This is a genomic window from Pseudomonas alvandae (assembly GCF_019141525.1).
GTDB lineage: Bacteria > Pseudomonadota > Gammaproteobacteria > Pseudomonadales > Pseudomonadaceae > Aquipseudomonas > Aquipseudomonas alvandae.
Genome location: NZ_CP077080.1, coordinates 3,080,727 through 3,100,275 on the forward strand (window position 1 = coordinate 3,080,727; position 19,549 = coordinate 3,100,275).

13 protein-coding genes are annotated in these 19,549 nt (G+C 61.3%); 8 read left to right on the forward strand and 5 right to left on the reverse strand.

The genetic code is table 11. The features are described from left to right. Positions 1 to 16 precede the first annotated feature (16 nt). From KSS97_RS13770 to KSS97_RS13780, 3 genes are all read left to right on the forward strand, one after another. Positions 17 to 1,336, forward strand: coding sequence for an HlyD family type I secretion periplasmic adaptor subunit (locus KSS97_RS13770; protein ID WP_225936107.1), 1,320 nt, complete (start codon positions 17 to 19; stop codon positions 1,334 to 1,336). Position 1,337: 1 nt separating this feature from the next. Next, entirely contained in the window at positions 1,338 to 2,675 is a 1,338-nt protein-coding gene (locus KSS97_RS13775; protein ID WP_217861903.1) for a TolC family protein, read from the forward strand. Between the two features lie 107 nt (positions 2,676 to 2,782). Continuing rightward, positions 2,783 to 7,663 carry a M10 family metallopeptidase C-terminal domain-containing protein gene (locus KSS97_RS13780; RefSeq protein WP_217861904.1) on the forward strand — a complete coding sequence of 1,627 codons (4,881 nt, stop codon included), beginning with the start codon at positions 2,783 to 2,785 and terminating at the stop codon, positions 7,661 to 7,663. 62 nt (positions 7,664 to 7,725) lie between these two features. Here the strand turns inward: KSS97_RS13780 and KSS97_RS13785 are convergent, their stop codons facing one another. Beyond that, positions 7,726 to 9,345 carry an inorganic phosphate transporter gene (locus KSS97_RS13785; protein ID WP_030138690.1) on the reverse strand — a complete coding sequence of 540 codons (1,620 nt, stop codon included), beginning with the start codon at positions 9,343 to 9,345 and terminating at the stop codon, positions 7,726 to 7,728. A 307-nt stretch (positions 9,346 to 9,652) separates the two neighbouring features. Here KSS97_RS13785 and KSS97_RS13790 point away from each other — a divergent pair, with 307 nt between their 5' ends. After that, positions 9,653 to 10,465 carry an oxidoreductase gene (locus KSS97_RS13790; RefSeq protein ID WP_030138691.1) on the forward strand — a complete coding sequence of 271 codons (813 nt, stop codon included), beginning with the start codon at positions 9,653 to 9,655 and terminating at the stop codon, positions 10,463 to 10,465. 62 nt (positions 10,466 to 10,527) lie between these two features. Continuing rightward, positions 10,528 to 11,514 (forward strand): acrylyl-CoA reductase (NADPH), encoded by a 987-nt coding sequence (gene acuI, locus KSS97_RS13795; RefSeq protein ID WP_198797293.1) that lies wholly within the window; start codon positions 10,528 to 10,530, stop codon positions 11,512 to 11,514. Positions 11,515 to 11,561: 47 nt separating this feature from the next. Here the strand turns inward: acuI and KSS97_RS13800 are convergent, their stop codons facing one another. The 3 genes from KSS97_RS13800 to KSS97_RS13810 form a co-directional block, all read right to left on the reverse strand. Beyond that, positions 11,562 to 12,125 carry a cytochrome b gene (locus KSS97_RS13800; RefSeq protein ID WP_217861905.1) on the reverse strand — a complete coding sequence of 188 codons (564 nt, stop codon included), beginning with the start codon at positions 12,123 to 12,125 and terminating at the stop codon, positions 11,562 to 11,564. A 98-nt stretch (positions 12,126 to 12,223) separates the two neighbouring features. Beyond that, the gene (locus KSS97_RS13805; RefSeq protein WP_217861906.1) at positions 12,224 to 13,678 is read right to left on the reverse strand and encodes an aldehyde dehydrogenase family protein; all 1,455 of its coding nucleotides are present in this window, start codon (positions 13,676 to 13,678) and stop codon (positions 12,224 to 12,226) included. Positions 13,679 to 13,710: 32 nt separating this feature from the next. Further along, a complete protein-coding gene (locus KSS97_RS13810; RefSeq protein WP_030138695.1) occupies positions 13,711 to 15,084 on the reverse strand; it encodes an aspartate aminotransferase family protein in 1,374 nt (457 codons plus the stop codon). Positions 15,085 to 15,515: 431 nt separating this feature from the next. On the opposite strand from KSS97_RS13810, the gene KSS97_RS13815 reads away from it, so the two are divergent. From KSS97_RS13815 to KSS97_RS13825, 3 genes are all read left to right on the forward strand, one after another. Further along, a complete protein-coding gene (locus KSS97_RS13815) occupies positions 15,516 to 16,493 on the forward strand; it encodes a helix-turn-helix domain-containing protein (protein WP_217861907.1) in 978 nt (325 codons plus the stop codon). A gap of 120 nt (positions 16,494 to 16,613) precedes the next feature. Further along, positions 16,614 to 18,062: an APC family permease gene (locus KSS97_RS13820; RefSeq protein ID WP_217861908.1), complete on the forward strand. Its 1,449-nt coding sequence runs from the start codon at positions 16,614 to 16,616 to the stop codon at positions 18,060 to 18,062. A 150-nt stretch (positions 18,063 to 18,212) separates the two neighbouring features. Next, positions 18,213 to 18,464: a 2Fe-2S iron-sulfur cluster-binding protein gene (locus tag KSS97_RS13825; protein WP_217861909.1), complete on the forward strand. Its 252-nt coding sequence runs from the start codon at positions 18,213 to 18,215 to the stop codon at positions 18,462 to 18,464. Positions 18,465 to 18,549: 85 nt separating this feature from the next. Here KSS97_RS13825 and KSS97_RS13830 read toward each other — a convergent pair whose 3' ends face one another. Beyond that, positions 18,550 to 19,185 carry a YajG family lipoprotein gene (locus KSS97_RS13830; protein ID WP_217861910.1) on the reverse strand — a complete coding sequence of 212 codons (636 nt, stop codon included), beginning with the start codon at positions 19,183 to 19,185 and terminating at the stop codon, positions 18,550 to 18,552. Positions 19,186 to 19,549: the final 364 nt, after the last annotated feature.

Sequence of the window (19,549 nt, forward strand, 5' to 3'; positions counted from 1 at the left end):
GCGGATGAGCCATTCGATGCAACAAATCAAGCCATCATCCGCCCCTGTCACCGGGTTTTCCATTGACGACAAACCGATACGGCGCATTGGCTATCTCATGTTGCTGGTGACATTCGGCCTGTTTGGCGGCTGGGCCACCCTGGCGCCGCTTGACAGCGCGGCGCTGGCGCCGGGCGTGGTCACCGTCAAGAGCTACCGCAAGACCGTGCAGCACCTGGAAGGGGGCATCGTGCGCGAGCTGCGCGTGCATGACGGCGACCTGGTGAAGGTCGGTGATGTGCTGCTGGTGCTCGACAACACCCAGGCGCGCTCTGAAATGGAAGCGATGCGCAGCCAGTTGATCGCAGCGCTCGAACTTGAAGCCCGACTGGTGGCCGAGCGTGATGGCTTGTCCGAGCCGCTGCCCGTCCCCGCCCTGGACCTCGCTGATGCTCGCGTACGTGAGGCGCGCGACAGCGAAGCACGGATCTTCCAGACCCGGCGGACCTCCTTGCTCGGGGAAATCGCCCTGCAGGAGAAGTCCATCGGGCAAATCGAGGAACAGATTCGTGGCTATAGAGCCGTCGTCGCCAGCAAGCAAATGCTCGCGGCTTCCTATCAGGAAGAGATCGTCGATCTACGCGCGTTGTTGTCCGAAGGCTACGTGGACAAGCAGCGTTTGCGCGAGCAGGAGCGCAGCCTGGCCCGGCTGCAGGCCGAAATTGCGGAAAGCCAATCTGCCAGCGCGCGGGCCAGGGTCCAGGCCGACGAAGCGCAGTTGAAGATCTTGCAGCTGAAAAAGACCTTTGCCAGTGAAGTCGCGGGTTTGCTGGGCGATGCCCGGACCAAGGTCTACGAGCTCCGCGAACGGTTGGCCACCCTGCAGGATCGCGACCAGCGTACTGATATCGTCGCGCCCGAATCCGGAAAGGTCATGGGCTTGACCGTGCATACCCTGGGCGCGGTGGTCAGCCCGGGGACTGCGCTGCTCGACATTGTCCCGGCCAACGAGGAGCTGATCGTCGAGGCCCAGGTTTCACCGATGGACATTGACCGCATTGCGCCGGGCAAGCTGGCTGGCATCCGCTTCAGTGCGTTCAAAAGCAGTACCACGCCGGTCATTGAGGGCCAGCTGGTACAGGTATCTGCCGACCGCTTGGTCAACAAGGACACCGCAACCCCGTATTACCTGGCACGCGTGGTCTTGACCGATAAGGGGAGACAGGCATTGGGCGGTCTTACCCTGGTGCCCGGAATGCCCGTCGAGGTGTTGATCAATACGGGGTCGCGGACGTTGCTGGAATACCTGATGCAGCCGGCCAGCAATGCATTTGCCCGTTCGTTGATCGAGGATTGATATGAAATCTCTGGTCGCGCTGTGGTTGGTCGCCCTGTCGTTTGGCGCCCTTGCGGACAATGGGCAGGCGTCTACCTATGTCGATCTCTGGCAGTTGCATCAAGAGGCGCAGGGCGCCGATCCGCGTGTCCTGCGGGCGCAGGCCTTGACTCGCAGTGGCGAAGGCAACGAGCGTGCGGCCTTCGGTCAATTGTTGCCGCAGCTCAACGCCAGCGGCAGCGTCAACCGCAGCCGGCGCGACGATGAGCTGAGCCGTATCCAGTACAACGGCAAGCGCATGGCGGTGATGCTCAACCAGGTCATCTACGACCCGCAGGTCTGGCGCAGTTACCAGCGCTACGTGGAGCTGGCGCGCCAGAGCGAATTTGAGTCCGATGACACGCGAGTGCAGGCCAGCATTGACCTGTCCGAGCGGTATTTTGCCGTGCTTGCCGCCGAGGACGAATTGGCCCTGGTGCGTAGCGAGCTGGACGCGACCGAACGCAATCTCAAGCGCGTCAACGCCCTGTATGCGCGGCAGATGGCAATGGTGACCGACACGCTGGACCTCGAGGCGCGTGTGGATGCGCTCAAGGCTGACGAGATCGAAGCCGTCAACAAGGTCGAGGTCAGCCGCGAAGCCATCTCCGAATTGGTGGGGCGCGAGGTTCGGGAGCCGTTCAAGCGCATCGCCGAGAGTCCGGCGTTCAGTCTGCCGGCCCAAGCGCAGGATTACTGGGTGCAGACTGCGCTGGACAGCAACCCGGCGCTGCACGCTCGCGAACACAGCATTCGCGCCGCCGAAGCCGCCATCGGAGAAGCCAAGGCCGGCCATCTGCCCAAGCTGGGCCTGAACCTGATGGCGCAACGCAGCGACATCGGCTACGAAGGTGCGCTGGCGCCTCGCTCGGACAATCTCGTCGCGTCCCTGGACTTGCAGATGCCGCTCTACAGTGGCGGCACCACCCGCGCCCGGGTGTCGACTTCCGAGAGCGACAAGGAGGCCGCGCAACAAGAACTCGAGGCGTTACGGCGCCAAGTCATCAAGGAGACTCGCACGGCCTACCTGGGCATGACCGCCGAGCTAAGCCGTATCAAGGCGACGCATCGCGCGCTCGAATCGGCCGAGAAGTCGCGACTCGCCACGGAGAAGGCCTTTTCCTATGGCGTCAAGAATGCCGTGGACGTACTGGACAGCATCAAGGAGGAGTTTCGCGCGCGGCGTGATTTCTATCAGTCGCAGTACCGCTTCGTGACCAGCCTGCTTGTCCTGCATCGTTGGAGTGGCAGGTTGGGGGAGGGTGATATACGCAAGGCCAACGACTGGCTGGCTACCCCCGGTTCATCGGATGTGCGGTAGAAAAAATGATGGCCAAGTAATATTATTGGCGCCATTTTTCAGGCAATATTAACGACTTGTAGCGGCCGCATCCGGGAAGGGCCGCAGATCGCTCATAGGAAGCTTGTATGCCCAGTCCCCTTGGTTACTCCTCCGTTTCGTCTGCGAAATTGACCACTAACGTGCAGGTCAATAGCTTGTTGGTTGGCACTTACTGGACCGGAAGTGCGACGACGGGCACGTCGTTGACGTACAGCTTCATGACAGCAGAGTCCTACTTTGCGAGTAACTACAGCAGCGAAAACGAATACAAGCGGGGATACGCCGTAACAACGGCGCAGCAGGATGGCATTGTCAGCTCGATCGGAACTTGGGGAGCGGTTGCAAATATCCATTTCACTCAAGTCACCGAGTCCGCTACAGAGGTAGGTGACCTGCGGTTTGGCGGCTATCTCTGGATGGACGATGACACCGCAGCATGGGGCTATTTTCCCGGCCGGACACCCAGTGCGGGAGACGTGTGGCTGGGGCCGATCACCAACGACCCTACCCCCGACGAAGGCTCATACGACTATCTGGTGTTCATGCATGAGATTGGTCACGCGTTGGGTCTCAAGCATCCATTCTCCAAAAGCCTGTCGAACCCGACGGTGCTTTCTGCCCAGTTCGATGATGTGCGCTACACCATCATGAGCTACAACAGCGCGTACTCCTATGAGCCTACGACGCCCATGCTATTAGACATTGCAGCCATCCAGAGCTTGTATGGCGCAAACAACCAGTGGCAGACCGGTAACACCACGTATAGCTGGACGACTGGCCAATCGATTTTCGAGACGATCTGGGACGCAGGCGGCAATGACACCATTGATGCGAGCAATCAAGCTGGAGCGGTCCGCATCAATTTGAACGAAGGTCAGTTCAGCAAGATCGGGCAGACTTTCTTGAACTACAAGACGGGCGCTGCATTTAATGAAGGGTTGGCTATTGCCTACGGCGCCAAGATCGAAAATGCAGTCGGCTCGGCCAATGACGACACGCTGATTGGCAACGCACTCGGCAACCTTCTGGATGGCCGCGGTGGCAAGGATGTCATGACCGGTGGCGCCGGTAACGATACCTATGTGGTCGACGATCTCAAGGACATCATTAGCGAAACAAGCACCCTGGCCAGCGAAATAGACACGGTGCAATCCTCGTTGAATTGGAGTCTGGGCGCCAATCTGGAAAACCTCACTCTTACAGGTACCGCTAATCTCAGCGGCTTTGGCAACGCCCTGAATAACGTGCTGACCGGTAACGCCGGAAATAATGTCCTTGACGGCGGGGCTGGGCGGGACACGCTAGTTGGGGGTGCGGGGAACGACTCGTATGTGATCGACAACGTGAATGACGGTGTCGTCGAGCTTGTCGACGGCGGCCTGGACTTGGTCCGCACTGCGGTCACTTACACTTTGTCAGCCAACGTTGAAAATGGGCAATTGCTTGGTGTCGCGGCCCTCAATCTCGTCGGCAATACATCGGACAACGTGCTGATCGGCAATGCCGCCGCCAACGTGCTCAACGGCCTGGGCGGCGCAGATAGCCTGGACGGTGGCGCCGGCAACGACACTTACTACGTCGACAACCTCGGCGACACGGTGATCGAGCGCGGCGCGGCGCTGACTGAGATTGACAGCGTTGTTTCGTCCATCAGCTACGTGCTGGGTGCCAACCTCGAAAACCTGACTCTCAATGGCGCCGGCGCCATCAACGCTACCGGTAACGCGCTGAACAACCGCATCACCGGCAACGCTGGCGCCAACGTCCTCGACGGTGGCCTCGGCATCGACACGCTGGTCGGCGGCACCGGCAACGACACCTACGTGGTCGACAACCTCAAGGACGTGATCAGCGAAACCAGCACCCTGGCCAGCGAAATCGATACGGTGCGCGCCTCCTTGACCTGGAACCTGGGCGCCAACCTGGAAAACCTCACGCTCACCGGCACCGCCAACCTCAACGGCAGCGGTAACGCGTTGAACAACGTGCTAACCGGCAACGCTGGCAACAACCTACTGGACGGCCTCGCCGGGCGCGACACCTTGGTCGGTGGCGCCGGTAACGACACGTATACCCTCGACAACGCGGGTGACAGCGTTGTCGAACTCGCGGACGAAGGCATCGACCTGGTCCGGACAGCGGTCAGCCATACCTTGTCCGCCAACGTCGAGAATGCAGTGTTGCTCGGCGTCGCCGCGCTCAACCTCACCGGCAACGCATCAAATAACAGCCTGATCGGCAACGCCGCGGCGAACGTGCTCAATGGCATGGACGGTGCGGATACCCTCGACGGTGGCGCCGGTATCGACACTCTCATCGGTGGCACCGGCAACGACACCTACGTGGTCGACAACCTCAAGGACGTCATCAGCGAAACCAGCACCTCGGCCTCCGAAATCGACAGCGTTCGTTCCTCGGTGAGCTGGACCCTGGGCAGCAACCTGGAAAACCTCACGCTGACCGGTGTTGCCGCGATCAACGGCAGCGGCAACGCGCTGGACAACGTGCTGATCGGCAACGCCGCCGCCAACGTGCTCAACGGCCTGGGCGGCGCGGATAGCCTGGACGGTGGTGCCGGCAACGATACTTACTACGTCGACAACCTCGGCGACACGGTGATCGAGCGCGGCGCGGCGCTGACTGAGATTGACAGCGTTGTTTCGTCCATCAGCTATGCGCTGGGCGCCAACCTCGAAAACCTGACACTCAGCGGCGCCGGCAGCATCAACGCTACCGGTAACGCGCTGAACAACCGCATCACCGGCAACGCTGGCGCCAACATCCTCGACGGTGGCCTCGGCATCGACACGCTGGTCGGCGGCACCGGTAATGACACCTACGTGGTCGACAACCTCAAGGATGTGATCAGCGAAACCAGCACCCTCGCCAGCGAGATCGATACCGTGCGCGCCTCCTTGACCTGGAGCCTGGGCGCCAACCTGGAAAACCTCACGCTCACCGGCACCGCCAACCTCAACGGCAGCGGTAACGCGTTGAACAACGTGCTGACCGGCAACGCTGGCAACAACCTACTGGACGGCCTCGCCGGGCGCGACACCTTGGTCGGTGGCGCCGGTAACGACACGTATACCCTCGACAACGCGGGTGACAGCGTCGTAGAGCTTGCGGATGAAGGCATCGACCTGGTCCGGACAGCGGTCAGCCATACCTTGTCCGCCAACGTCGAGAATGCAGTGTTGCTCGGCGTCGCCGCGCTCAACCTCACCGGCAACGCATCAAATAACAGCCTGATCGGCAACGCCGCGGCGAACGTGCTCAATGGCATGGACGGCGCGGATACCCTCGACGGCGGCGCCGGCATCGACACCCTCATCGGTGGCACTGGCAACGACACCTACGTGGTCGACAACCTCAAGGACGTCATCAGCGAAACCAGCACCTCGGCCTCCGAAATCGACAGCGTTCGTTCCTCGGTGAGCTGGACCCTGGGCAGCAACCTGGAAAACCTCACGCTGACCGGTGTTGCCGCGATCAACGGCAGCGGCAACGCGCTGGACAATGTGCTGATCGGCAACGCCGCCGCCAACGTGCTCAACGGCCTGGGCGGCGCGGATACTCTGGACGGCGGCGCCGGCAACGACACTTATTATGTCGACAACCTCGGCGACACGGTGATCGAGCGCGGCGCGGCGCTGACTGAGATTGACAGTGTCGTTTCGTCCATCAGCTATGCGCTGGGCGCCAACCTCGAAAACCTGACACTCAGCGGCGCCGGCAGCATCAACGCTACCGGTAACGCGCTGAACAACCGCATCACCGGCAACGCTGGCGCCAACATCCTCGACGGTGGCCTCGGCATCGACACGCTGGTCGGCGGCACGGGCAACGACACCTACGTGGTCGACAACCTCAAGGACGTCGTCAGCGAAACCAGCACCCTGGCCGCTGAAGTCGACAGCGTACGGGCCTCGGTCAACTGGGTGCTGGGCGCCAACCTGGAAAACCTCACGCTGACCGGCAGCGCCAACCTCAACGGCAGCGGCAACGCGTTGAACAACGTGCTGACCGGCAACGACGGAAACAACCTGCTGGACGGCCTCGCCGGGCGCGATACCTTGGTCGGTGGCGCGGGTAACGACACGTATACCCTCGACAACGCGGGTGACAGCGTCGTAGAGCTTGCGGATGAAGGCATCGACCTGGTCCGGACAGCGGTCAGCCATACCTTGTCCGCCAACGTCGAGAATGCAGTGTTGCTCGGCGTCGCCGCGCTCAACCTCACCGGCAACGCATCAAATAACAGCCTGATCGGCAACGCCGCGGCGAACGTGCTCAATGGCATGGACGGCGCGGATACCCTCGACGGCGGCGCCGGCATCGACACCCTCATCGGTGGCACTGGCAACGACACCTACGTGGTCGACAACCTCAAGGACGTCATCAGCGAAACCAGCACCTCGGCCTCCGAAATCGACAGCGTTCGTTCCTCGGTGAGCTGGACCCTGGGCAGCAACCTGGAAAACCTCACGCTGACCGGTGTTGCCGCGATCAACGGCAGCGGCAACGCGCTGGACAACGTGCTGATCGGCAATGCCGCCGCCAACGTGCTCAACGGTGGCGCAGGCAACGATCGCCTCGATGGCGGTGCTGGCAACGACACCCTGATTGGCGGGGTGGGGACCGACACCCTGACGGGCGGCGTCGGAGCTGATCGTTTCGTTTTCAGTTCGTTGAGTGAGTTGGGCAAGGACGGGGCGGGCGACGTCATCCTCGATTTCAGCCGCCTGCAAGGCGACAAGATCGATCTGTCGAAACTGGATGCCAATGCGCTGACGCCACTGTTCAACAAGTTCAGCTTTGTCGATGTAGGTGATTTCACTGGCGCGGGGCAGTTGCGCTTCGTTGATCATGTGCTCTATGGCAACGTCAACGATGATCTGGGCGCGGACTTCGAAATCCAGTTGGTCGGTGTCAATACCTTCAACGCCAACGATCTGGTCGCCTGAAAACAAGTTCGGGGCTCGGTGAAAACACACCCGGGCCCCGAACATTCCCTTCGGGATTCGGATCAGAACAGTTGGGTGAACAACCAGTAAAGGCTGCCGGACAACAGGATGGCGGCTGGCAGCGTGAGCACCCAGGCCATCAGCAGGTTGCGGATCGTGCGCATCTGCAGGCCACCGCCGTTGGCGACCATCGTACCGGCCACACCCGAGGAAAGCACATGGGTGGTGGACACCGGCAGGCCGAACACGTCGGCAGCGCCAATGGTCAGCATCGCGACCGTTTCAGCCGAGGCGCCTTGGGCGTAGGTGAGGTGCGACTTGCCGATTTTCTCTCCCACCGTCACCACGATGCGTTTCCAGCCGACCATGGTGCCCAGGCCAAGGGCGATGGCCACGGCGATCTTCACCCATAGCGGAATGAACCGCGTCGAATTGTCGATCTGCTGCTTGAACAGTTGCAGTTTGTCCCGCGTGTCGGCATCAAAGTCGCCGACCTTATTCTTGTCCATCAGGCGAATGGTTTCGCTGGTCAGGTACATGTCGTTGCGCACGTTGCCCACGGCTTCGACGGGCACCTTCGCCAGCGAGCCGTAGCCTTTGACCTCGGCACCGATGCTGCCGGTCATCGCGGCAAGGGCCGGCACCAGTTGGGGCGTAGCCTGCTTGCTGCTGACGTAGGCGGACAGGATAGGGCGCGGATCGGCCGGCGCCGGCGAGGGCGAATGCTTGACCAGGGCTTGTTGCGTGACTTCAGCCACCGCGGCGAATTGAAGTGCCTGGTCGGCAGGCATCGTGCGGTTGAGCGCATACGCCATTGGCAGAGTACCCACCAGGATCAGCATGATCAGGCCCATGCCTTTCTGGCCATCGTTGGAACCGTGGGCGAACGAAACGCCGGTACACGTCAGGATCAGCAGGCCGCGAATCCACCAAGGTGGCGGTGTGTTGCCTTCAGGTGCCTTGTACAGCGCGCGATTCTTGACGAAAGCCCGCAGCGCCAGCAACAGCAACGCGGCGCAACCGAAGCCTACCAGCGGTGACAAAAGCAGCGCGTAGCCGATCTTGGTCGCCTGGGCCCAGTCCACCCCACTGGTGCCATCGCGACCGTGCATCAGCGCATTGGCGACGCCGACGCCGATGATCGAACCAATCAGCGTGTGGGAAGACGAGGCCGGCAGGCCCAGCCACCAAGTGCCGAGGTTCCAGAGGATCGCGGCGATCAGCAACGCGAAGATCATGGCGAAACCGGCGGAGGAACCGACCTGCAGGATCAGCTCCACCGGCAGCAAGGCGATGATGCCGAAAGCCACCGCGCCACTGGACAGCAACACCCCAAGGAAATTGAAGAAACCCGACCAGGCCACCGCGAAATTGGGGGCCATGGAGTTGGTATAGATAACCGTGGCCACGGCGTTGGCGGTGTCGTGGAAACCGTTGACGAACTCAAAGCCCAGCGCGATCAGCAGCGCGACACCCAGCAGCAGGAACGGTGTCCACGTGGTCACCACGGTGCCGAGCTCGTTCATGTCGTGCATCAAGCTGTAGGCAGTGAACAAAAGGCCGATGCCCAGCACCGCGAAAAAAATCGCCAGGGTCATCATGCTCGGTTTGCGATCCAGCTGCGGTCTCGAAGGGGAAGCGACCGAGCCCGACAGGTTGGAAGCCAGGGTAGGCGTTGTCATGGTGGGAAACTCGCGAAATAGGAGGCATTCCCGATCCTAGTCGCACTTTGTTACAAAGCGGTGATGGTGGTAATTCCGGGATTGTTTCATCGGTGAAACGTTTTTTTGCTGATGATCGCAGCAAGTTCAGTAACGGTTCCGGTGAAGCCTGTCGGACAGACTACGGTTCTGGCGAACAAAGCATGGCGTGATCAATTAGATGTCGATCAAAATCAAAACTGTTGACGTTTATGATTATGCTCATCATCATAGATTTGCCCGACACGCTTCGATGCCGGCCCCGACCCTGCTGCCCGAGGAAAACTTCATGACAATCAACAAACCCGTAGCTTTGGTAACAGGCGCTTCGTCCGGTATCGGAGAGGCCATCGCCGTCAAGCTCGTTGCGGCGGGCTACAAGGTCTATGGCACCAGCCGCAGAGGCGTCCAGTCGGATCAACGGCCGTTTGCCATGCTGGCGCTGGACGTGACCGAGGATGCCTCTGTCGAGCACGCTGTGCAGGAGTTGTTGCAGTTGGAGGGCCGTATCGATCTGCTGGTCAACAATGCCGGTTTCGGGCTCGCGCCTGCGGCGGCGGAAGAGAGCTCCATCGAGCAGGCCAAGGCGGTTTTTGATACCAATTTCATGGGCGTTGTCCGGATGACTCGCGCTGTTGTGCCCCACATGCGGCGCCAGGGCAGCGGTCGCATCATCAACATCGGTTCGATCCTCGGCGTCGTGGCCGTGCCTTATGTGGCGCTCTACGTCGCGAGCAAACATGCGGTAGATGGCTATTCTCAAGCCCTGGACCACGAACTGCGCACCCATGGCATCCGGGTCACTGTGATCGAACCCGGCTATACCCGGACCTCGTTCGAAAGCAACAGCCTGGAGGCTGACGCCAAGCTGGACCTGTACGAAGATATTCGCGTAAAGGTCACCAAAGTCGTCAACCAGGCGATGGCGACCGCCGAAAGCGCAGATGTGGTGGCTCACGTGGTGCTCAAGGCGGCGCGGGCCGAGCGTCCCAAGCTGCGCTATACCGCTGGCAAGGCGGCGGCGCAGTTGCAATGGATGCGTCGCTTCGCCCCGGCTGGCGTTCTGGATACGGGTATCCGCAAAGCCATGCAGCTTGCGTGAGTCTGCCCCGTCCAGCCGCTTGCCCGTAGTCCCAATCCTTCAATCGAACAGGAAACATGACAATGACTTTCAAGGCGCTGCTCACCACTAAAGCCGACGATGTGATTTCCACCCGCCTGGTCGATTTCAAGGATGAGGACCTGATGGCCGGCGACGTTACCGTGGCGATCGAGTACTCGACGGTGAATTACAAGGACGCCATGGCCCTCAGCGGGCGTTCGCCGGTCATCCGCCAGTTCCCGTTGATTCCGGGCATCGACTTCGCCGGCATCGTCGAAACGTCGAGCCACGCCGGTTTCCAAACTGGTGATCGGGTGCTGGTCAATGGCTGGGGGCTGAGCCAGACCCACCACGGTGGCTTTGCCCAGAAGGCGCGGGTGAGTGGCGACTGGCTGGTGAAAATCCCGGAGGCGTTTTCAACCCAACAAGCCATGGCCATCGGCACCGCCGGCTACACGGCGATGCTCAGCGTCCTGGCGCTGGAACACGGCGGCCTGACACCCGAGCGTGGCGATATCCTGGTGACCGGTGCCAATGGCGGCGCCGGCTCGGTGGCGATCGCGTTGTTGTCCGGCCTGGGTTATCGGGTGATCGCCTCGACCGGACGGCAGGAAGAGGCCGATTACCTGCGCGACTTAGGTGCGGCCGAAATCATCGATCGCCGCACCTTGTCAGAGCCCGGCGCGCCGATTGCGAAGGAGCGTTGGGCGGGTGTCATCGACTCGGTCGGCAGCCATACCTTGGCCAATGCCTTGGCCCAGACCCAGTACCGCGGGGTTGTCGCTGCCTTCGGCCTGGCCCAGGGCGCGGACCTGCCCGGCTCGGTGCTGCCGTTTATCCTGCGCAACGTGACCCTGGCGGGTATCGACTCGGTAAACGCTCCGCAAGCTGCGCGCTTGCAGGCCTGGTCGCGACTGGCCCGGGATCTTGATGTCAACAAGCTTGCCCGCACCACCCAGGTGATTGGCTTGGCCGAGGTTCCGGCAGTGGCTGCCCGGGTGTTGCAAGGGCAGGTTCGCGGGCGCACGGTCGTCGACGTGAACGCATGAACACTCGATAAGGAGGCATTCCATGACGGTGCCAAGGCCCCTGGTCGTCACAGCATGCGGCGTAAGACGTCGCTGCGAGGGTCACGGTCGAAGAACCGGTGCTTGAGGGCGCCGGCGATGTGCACCAGGACCAGGCCGAGCAGGGTATAGGCGAGTACCTTGTGCAGCCACTGGAAGACCACGAACCAATCGTCATTCTTGCCAAGAAGCTCCGGAAGGTTCACGCCAAAAAAGAACACCCCATCGCTCATCGTGTAGGTGCTCGACATCGAATAGCCCATCAACGGCACGATCACCAGCAGGGCATACAGGGTGCGGTGCGCCAGCCTTGATGAAACTCTCTCATACCGCGCCAATGTCTCCGGCGGTTGCGGCAGCCTGGGCGTGCTTATGCGCAGGGCGATCTGGATCAGGACCACCAGGAACACCAACACCCCAAAGGATTTGTGCCACGGGTAGTACAGCTCATATTTGCTCGCCACTTCGTCATTCAGCCCGGTCATGTGCCAGCCGGCCCAGAGGAGGCCTGCGACGAGCAAGGCGCGCACCCAGTGCAAAATACGCAGGGACGTCGGATACCGATCAATTATTGTTTGATTTGCCGGACTCATCGCAGTCTCTCCAAGGATCATCAACGCATCGAAATGCACCTCGAACGGCCCCTGCCAGCTCGCATTGCAGGGCCGTTCGGTCAGTGCGGGTTTTGTTCTCAGCCGGGCAGCAACACGGTGATGACCTTCTCTTCGGTGTAGGCCTGTGCGCCGCTGAACCCACCTTCACGCCCGATGCCGCTGGACTTGACGCCGCCCCAAGGCAGGTTGGCGTCCAGTGGGCTCCAGCAATTGACGCCGACGGCACCGGCCTTCACCGCGGCGGCCACGCGATGGGCTCGCACCAGGTCGGCCGTCCAGACCGTGGCCGCCAGGCCGTAAGTGGAGTCGTTGGCCAGCGCGATGGCCTCTTCTTCGCTGTCGAACGTGATCACCGTGCCTACGGGGCCGAAGATCTCGTCCCGGGCGATCGCCATGTCATTGCGGGCATTGGCGAAAATCGTCGGCTGGACGAACCAGCCCTGGCCAGCATTCGATACGCCGCCCGCCAATAGCGAGGCGCCTTGTTCGATGCCCAGTTGGATGTAGCGGTTGACGCGGTCGAATTGCGCCTTCTTGGCCACCGGGCCCATCTGGACGCCAGGCTGGCGTGGGTCGCCGACCTTGACTGCGCGCGCCGCGTCGGCGAGCGCGGCGGCGAAGCGTTCGGCGATGCCGCGCTGGACCAGGATGCGCGAGCCGGCCGCGCAGATTTGTCCCTGATTGGCGAACAGGCCGAGGGAGCAACCGAAGAGCGCGTCGTCGAAGGAAGCATCGTCGAAGACAATCTGCGGACTCTTGCCGCCCAGCTCCAATGCCACGCGCTTGAACAACACACCGGCGGTGCGCTGGATCTCGCGCCCGGCCTCGGGGCTGCCGGTGAAGCTGATCTTGGCCACGTGCGGGTGCTCGCACAGGGCGCGGCCGACCTCGTCGCCGTAGCCGGTGACGACGTTGATGACACCGTCGGGGAAGCCCGCTTGCTGAGCCAGCGCCGCCAGGTGCAGGGCTGATTGTGGCGTTTCTTCCGACGGCTTGACGACCACCGTGCAGCCCGCCGCCAACAACGCGGCGAGCTTCCAGACGGTGATCATCAGTGGTGAGTTCCAGGGAACGATGGCACCGACCACACCCACCGGTTCCCGCACCGTGTAGGACAGGGTCTTGGTGCCGAAATAGCCACCAGTGGGAATGGTGCGCCCTTCGAGCTGATTCGCCCAGCCGGCGGCGGCACGCAGGTTGGCGATCGCGTTGGGGATGTCCAGCCGGCGTGGTTCGACCGGTGAACGGCCGATGGCGTTGGCGTCCAGGTCGGCCAGCAATTCGGTGTCGCGCTCGACCAGGTCCGCCAGTTTCGACAGCAGCCGACCGCGCTGGGCTCCGTCGAGTTGGCGCCAGGCGCCATGCTCAAGTTGCTGGCGTGCCGCGCTCACGGCGCGGTCCACATCCTCGGCGGTGCCGCGGGCGGTGCTGCCGTAAGTCTGTTCTGTCACCGGATCGACGAGCGCGATGCGACGACCGTCCGAAGCTTCGAAGGTCGTGCCTTCGATGAAGTGATTGAAATGCTGGGTCATTTTTGCGATCCGTAATGAGGTGAGATGGACACTCAAGCCTTCAAGGAGGCCAGGGCATCGCCAAAAATGTCCAAGGCCTTGAAGAACAGCGAACGAGGGATCGTCAGCGAGGGCATGACCCGCATCACGTTGCTGTAGCGACCGCAGGGAATCATCAGCACGCCGTGGTTCAGCAAGTAGCCCATGATCTGGCCGATCTTCGCCGGCGCCAGTGGCGCCTTGGTGATTGGGTCCTCCACCAGCTCGATTCCGATCATCAGGCCGCGACCGCGCACTTCGCCGATGAGGGGGCTGTCGAAGCCACGGATGCGCTCCTGGGCTTCGAGCCCGAGGGTGTGAGCACGGTTGAGCAGATCGAGTTCTGGATCCTGGAGAATGCTGATGTTGGTCAGGGCCACGGCGGCGGACAGCGAGTTGGCGGCAAAGGTGTTGGGCACCGATCCATCGGGAATCGCGGCCGCCAGGTCCGAGCGCATGATCAGGCCGGCCATGGGCAGGTCGCTGCCGATGCCTTTGCCAAAGGTGAGCATGTCGGGCTTCACGCCTGAGTGCTCGACCGCCCACATCTTGCCGGTGCGCCCGGCGCCGGACTGCACTTCGTCGACGATCAGCAACGCACCGCTGCGGTCGCAGGCCTGGCGCAACAACTGCAGGAACTCCGGTGAGGGAGGCACGTAGCCGCCTTCGCCCTGTACCGGTTCCACAATCACGGCGGCTACGTCATCGGCGGCGGTGTAGGGCGTGTTGAGCAGGTAGTCCACGTATTCGCCGGCAATCTGCTCGGCGCTTTTGTGCGTGGTGTCGAACGGGAAACGATAGGCATAAGGGTAGGGCGCATGAATGACGCCACCCATCTGGGCACCGTAGCCCTTGCGGTAGGCCGTGCCCGTGGTCAGCGCGCCCGATGCGTTCCAGACGCCGTGGTAGCCGCCATGGAAAGCGATGATCTGATGGCGTCCGGTGATGCGCTTGGCGAACTTGATCGCGGCTTCCAGGGCATCGCTGCCGCTTTGCGTGAAGAAGGTGATGCAGTCGCCGCGCAGTCCGTCGGGCGCGATCTCGGCGATCTTGGCGGCCAGTTCGGTGCGCCGGGTGCTGTTGACTTCCAGGGCGTGCATCAACACTTCGGACTGTTCACGGATGGCCTGCACGACCTTCGGGTGGCAGCGGCCTACGCTGCTGACGCCCACGCCAGCGGACAGATCGATGTAGGTGTTGCCATCCGGGTCCTTGAAGGTTGCGCCAAAGGCACGGTCCATGGCGACGGGCATGCGTGCGCCGCCGCGCGCCATCGACTCGGTACGCGCCGACAATGCCAGGGCCTCGGTGGTCTTGGGGCCGGGGATGGTGGAAATGATCCGCGGGGCGTCCGCGAAATGGAGGGATTCAAGTTTGGCTTCACTCATGACGGTCTCTCAGGATGTCGATTTTCAGTGTCTCGATCATCCCCGCCGCCTGATCGCGGCCGTTAGCCCGAATCGGCACATTGCCAGTGTCGTTGGAGCACTAAAGTGAGCGGTGTACTTTTCAAGCCGCGTCGCCATTGACGCCTGATCCCTGTGGCGAGGGAGCTGCTCCCGCTCGGTGGCGCAGCCGCCGCAAAAGCGAGCGATGCCGTGTGTTGACGGCGTCGTTTGGGACTGCTCCGCAGCCCAGCGGGAGCAAGCTTCCTCGCCACAGGGATTGGTTGCGACAGGAACCTGTTGGTAGCAGTCTTCGTGCATTTCACAGAGAAGGCTGTAGCGATCAAACAAAATTTGCGGAATTCTCTTATTGTGAGAATATCGACCAGGAAGGCGCTCAAACAACAAGAACATTGGCCGAGGCGTTCGTCATCATGAAGCATCTCAACATCAGCCGGTTCCATGACATTCATGTCCATGCCGCGACCGTCCAGGAATGGAGCCAGGACTACAACCAGTTGACCGCCGGCTCGGCCGAGAGCTCGCTCATCCAGTTGACGACGGCGCGTTGCCATGTTTTTCGCGAGCAGATCAACCAGCGCGTCGTGCAGCACGGCGTGGCCCCACGGGGCAAGATGTGTTTTGCCGTGCCCATCACCGTCCCGGGTTCGGTCCGGATGCAGGGAAGGGAAGTGGACGACAGCAGCCTGTTCTTTCTCCACGGTGGCGAGGAGTTCATGTTCCACATGCCGATGGGCATGGAGCTGCTGGCCATTACGTTCGAGCGCGAGCTGTTCGAACAAGCGTTGGCGCAAACCGAATCGGCCAAGGACATCAGCCAGTTGCTGCGGCAACCGGTGATCAGGGTGTCGACCCAGCGCTATGCAGGGGCTCGCCGTCGAATGCTGGCGGCCTTTTCCCAGGCGCTGCTGAGCGAAGAAGATGAGGTTGCCCAGGACCGGGAATTGCAGCTGGAACAGACCATGCTCGGCGAGTTGCTGCAACTGATGACCGACCCCGCTTGCGACAAACAGCAGCGCACGCCAAGTTCCACACGCAGTTACATCGTCGAAAAGTGCCATCGCCTGGCGACCGCGCAGCTGAACAACGTGCCCAGCGTCGATGAGTTGTGCCAGCGTCTCCAGGTAAGCCGGCGCACCGTGCAGAACAGCTTTCGCGCGGTCGCCGAGACGACGCCGATCAATTACCTGCGTTCCGTCAGGCTCAATGGCGTACGCCGGACGCTGATGTCGACCCGGGCGTCCCATCTGTCGATCGGCGATGTCGCTGCCCAGTGGGGCTTCTTTCACCTGAGTCATTTTGCGGCCGAGTACCAGGCCCTGTTCGCAGAGTTGCCATCCCATACCGCCCGCGCCGCCATTGCCGATTACGCGCGTGCCGATTTGGGTTAGTGAGGCATCGAGGGAGAGGCATAGGATCGAATCCGACGTGCGGCACCCACGATAAGGCGATCCCGCCGTGGGCCGCGCCGATCCTGCAGCGAATACCTCATCCCATAAGGTCAACAAGATATGAGCGTACCTCTCCCGGTCAACAGCTCCAGCGAGCTCAAGCGTGGCGCCCTGGGTGTCGGCTTCATCATCTTTTTCGTGGTCTCGGCGGCGAGCCCGTTGAGCGTCATTGCCGGCGGCTTTCCCATCGGCATCATGCTCGGCAACGGCGCAGGTACTCCGGCATTGCTGATCCTGGCCTTGCTGGTGTTACTGGCGTTTTCGGTGGGCTACACCACCCTGGCCCGGCATCTCACCCACACGGGCGGTTTCTATGCCTTTACCTCCGTGGGCCTGGGCGGAATGGCCGGTGGCGCAGCAGGGGTGCTGGCGATGTTTGCCTACAACATCCTCCAGGTCGGGTTGTATGGCATGTTCGGCGGTGTCGTCAGCGGCACGATGCAAAATGCGTTTGGCCTGCTGTTGCCCTGGTGGGCGTACTCGCTGATGGCCATGGCCAGCGTCGCGATCCTCGGGTACCGCAAGATCGATCTGTCTGCCCGGGTGCTGTCAGTCATCGTCATTGCTGAGTACCTGGCGATCCTGGTCCTGGATTTCGCCATCCTGAAGTCCGGGGGCGACAGCGGCATCAACCTGGATGCATTCGATCGCAGCCATGTGTTCAGTGGCACACCGTCCATTGGCTTGTTGTTCTGCTTCGCGGCGTTCATTGGTTTCGAAGCCACCACCATCTACGGCGAGGAGGCGAAGAATCCCCAGCGAACCATTCCGATTGCCACTTACTGCTCGGTGTTGCTGATCGGCGGCTTCTACGCGCTGTCGGTCTGGTCGATGGTGGTGGGCGTAGGCGCGGACAAGATTGTCGCCACGCTCCAGGCCTTGCAGGACCCGACGACATTTATCTATGGCATGTCCGACCACTTCGTCGGCCCCGGGTTGACCCAGGTCATTCGTGTGCTGTTCATGGTCAGTATCTATGCCGGATTGCTCGCCTTTCATAACGCCGCAGCCCGTTACTTCTTCGCCATTGGCCGCGATGGGTTGCTGCCGAGCCGGTTGGGCACCACCCACCGTATCCACCAGAGCCCCCACATGGGCTCGGCGTTGCAAAGCTTGATCTCCGCCGTGGTCGTGCTGGTTTTCGCCGCGATGGACGCAGATCCGATCCTGCAACTGTTCGCCTGGCTGTCCAACCTGGCGACGCTGTGCGTGATCCTGCTGATGGGGCTCACCTCCGCCGCGGTCGTGGTTTTCTCCCAGCGTCATCCGGAGCTCAAGTTGGGGCTCTGGCGAGGAGGCCTCTTTCCCGGTTTTTCATGCCTGGTGTTGTTGGCGGTGCTGGTGATCGCCGTGGTGCACTTCGATGTGCTGACGGGTGCCAGCAAGGCGCTGTCCTACAGTCTTTGCGCCATCATCCCGGCTGCCTTACTGGTGGGCGTGTTCCTGGCGGCTCGCCTGCGGGAGGCGGAGCCGCAGCGGTACCTGGCATTGGGTTGCCACAAGCTGTAACGGCTCCGATGATCCGCAAGCAAAATTAATGAACATTTTCAGCACCGGGATATCGACTCTGTAACTGAACATTTCCGTCCAGACATTCGGCCCTCACGTTTCGTTGGGCCGCTGTCACGGCGGTCAGTCGGCCAATGGGGGCGAGTTTCCATGAGCGTCAACAACCAGTGCTGCGTCGAGTACAACGGTCGGACCTTGAGGGGTAAAGCAGACCAGCCGCTGATCGATTTCCTGGCCGAGCAGGGCATCGACCTGCCTCACGTCTGCTATCACCGCGCCCTCGGGCCGATCCAGACCTGCGGTGTCTGTTGGATCGAACACGATGGTGAGATGGTTCGTGGCTGCACGTGGGGGTTCTGGGTGTTTCGCGGTAAGGTCAAGGCTGAGTCACCGCGGGAGTAGTCAGTTGATTTTGGCTTGAGGTCCAGCATGTTGAGAGCGTTCAGCAGCCCCCGGATGGTGGCTGCCGTTGATGAAGAGCTCTTTTTCAGGGCTTGGTCTTGCCGAGTTGCTTGCCCGTCTCAGTGACGATAGCTTGGAGACCCAGCTCGTTAATCTTCTTCCAGTCGCTGTCTGTGGCCAATTGCATGCTGTCACGAGTGTTGGTTGTCACTTCCAGCGGCACGGTGCCCGGCGCTTCGATTTTCAGATGGGCTTTGTTGTTCACGGCCACGGTGAACGCGCCAGGAGAGAACCACGACCAGTATTCGATGATGTGCACATTGACCGGTGTAGCGCTCGGCGTTGGCGTGGTCACGATTTGATAGCCAGCCTGCTGATAAGCTGTGGCCACAGCATTCCCTACCAGTTGTGACACGGTCCGCCCGGAAGGAAGCACCACATCACCAAGCCCTTTACCAAAACCGTTGCGTTTGCGACCGATGGCTCGCTCGGTGACGCTGGTGTCGTTTACTTCATCGTTTTTCAGCGAAGGAATATCAGCGCTGCGTGGCTTGATTTCGAATACCCGTTCATCCAATGCATTGATGTAAATCTGCTGGCCTTGGCCTGAAGCGGCCACTTGCGGTACCGGGCCGGTTACATCCACCTCGGAACGGTTGGTCACGCATCCTGCGAGTGAAGCGAGAGCGATAACGGCGGCGGTGGTTTTGAAATACGACATGAATGCTCCTTTGCGGTGGGGTCTTCCTTGGGCTCTGGCCGTTTTCGGGCGCCAGGGCATAAGAGTCTTGCGGTTTGCGAGATGGTTGAGCGCGCGGCGCTACAGGCTATCAGGGTCGCCAAAAAACATTTTGACAGGGCTCTAGCGCGATTGTTTTAGTCTGAAATAAACGAATTGTGCCCCCAGTTTTGCCCCCATCCACATCGGGTGTGCGAGCGATCGCGAATGGCGATCTCCGACGGACTCCAGTGTGGCACTGGCTGGTATTCAGTGCACTCCAGTATGCTGGATGAGCAACCAATATCTGGCAGGTCCTTGGCCGTTCGGAAGAGGATATGAGTAATGAGTCGATATTCTTAAGCGG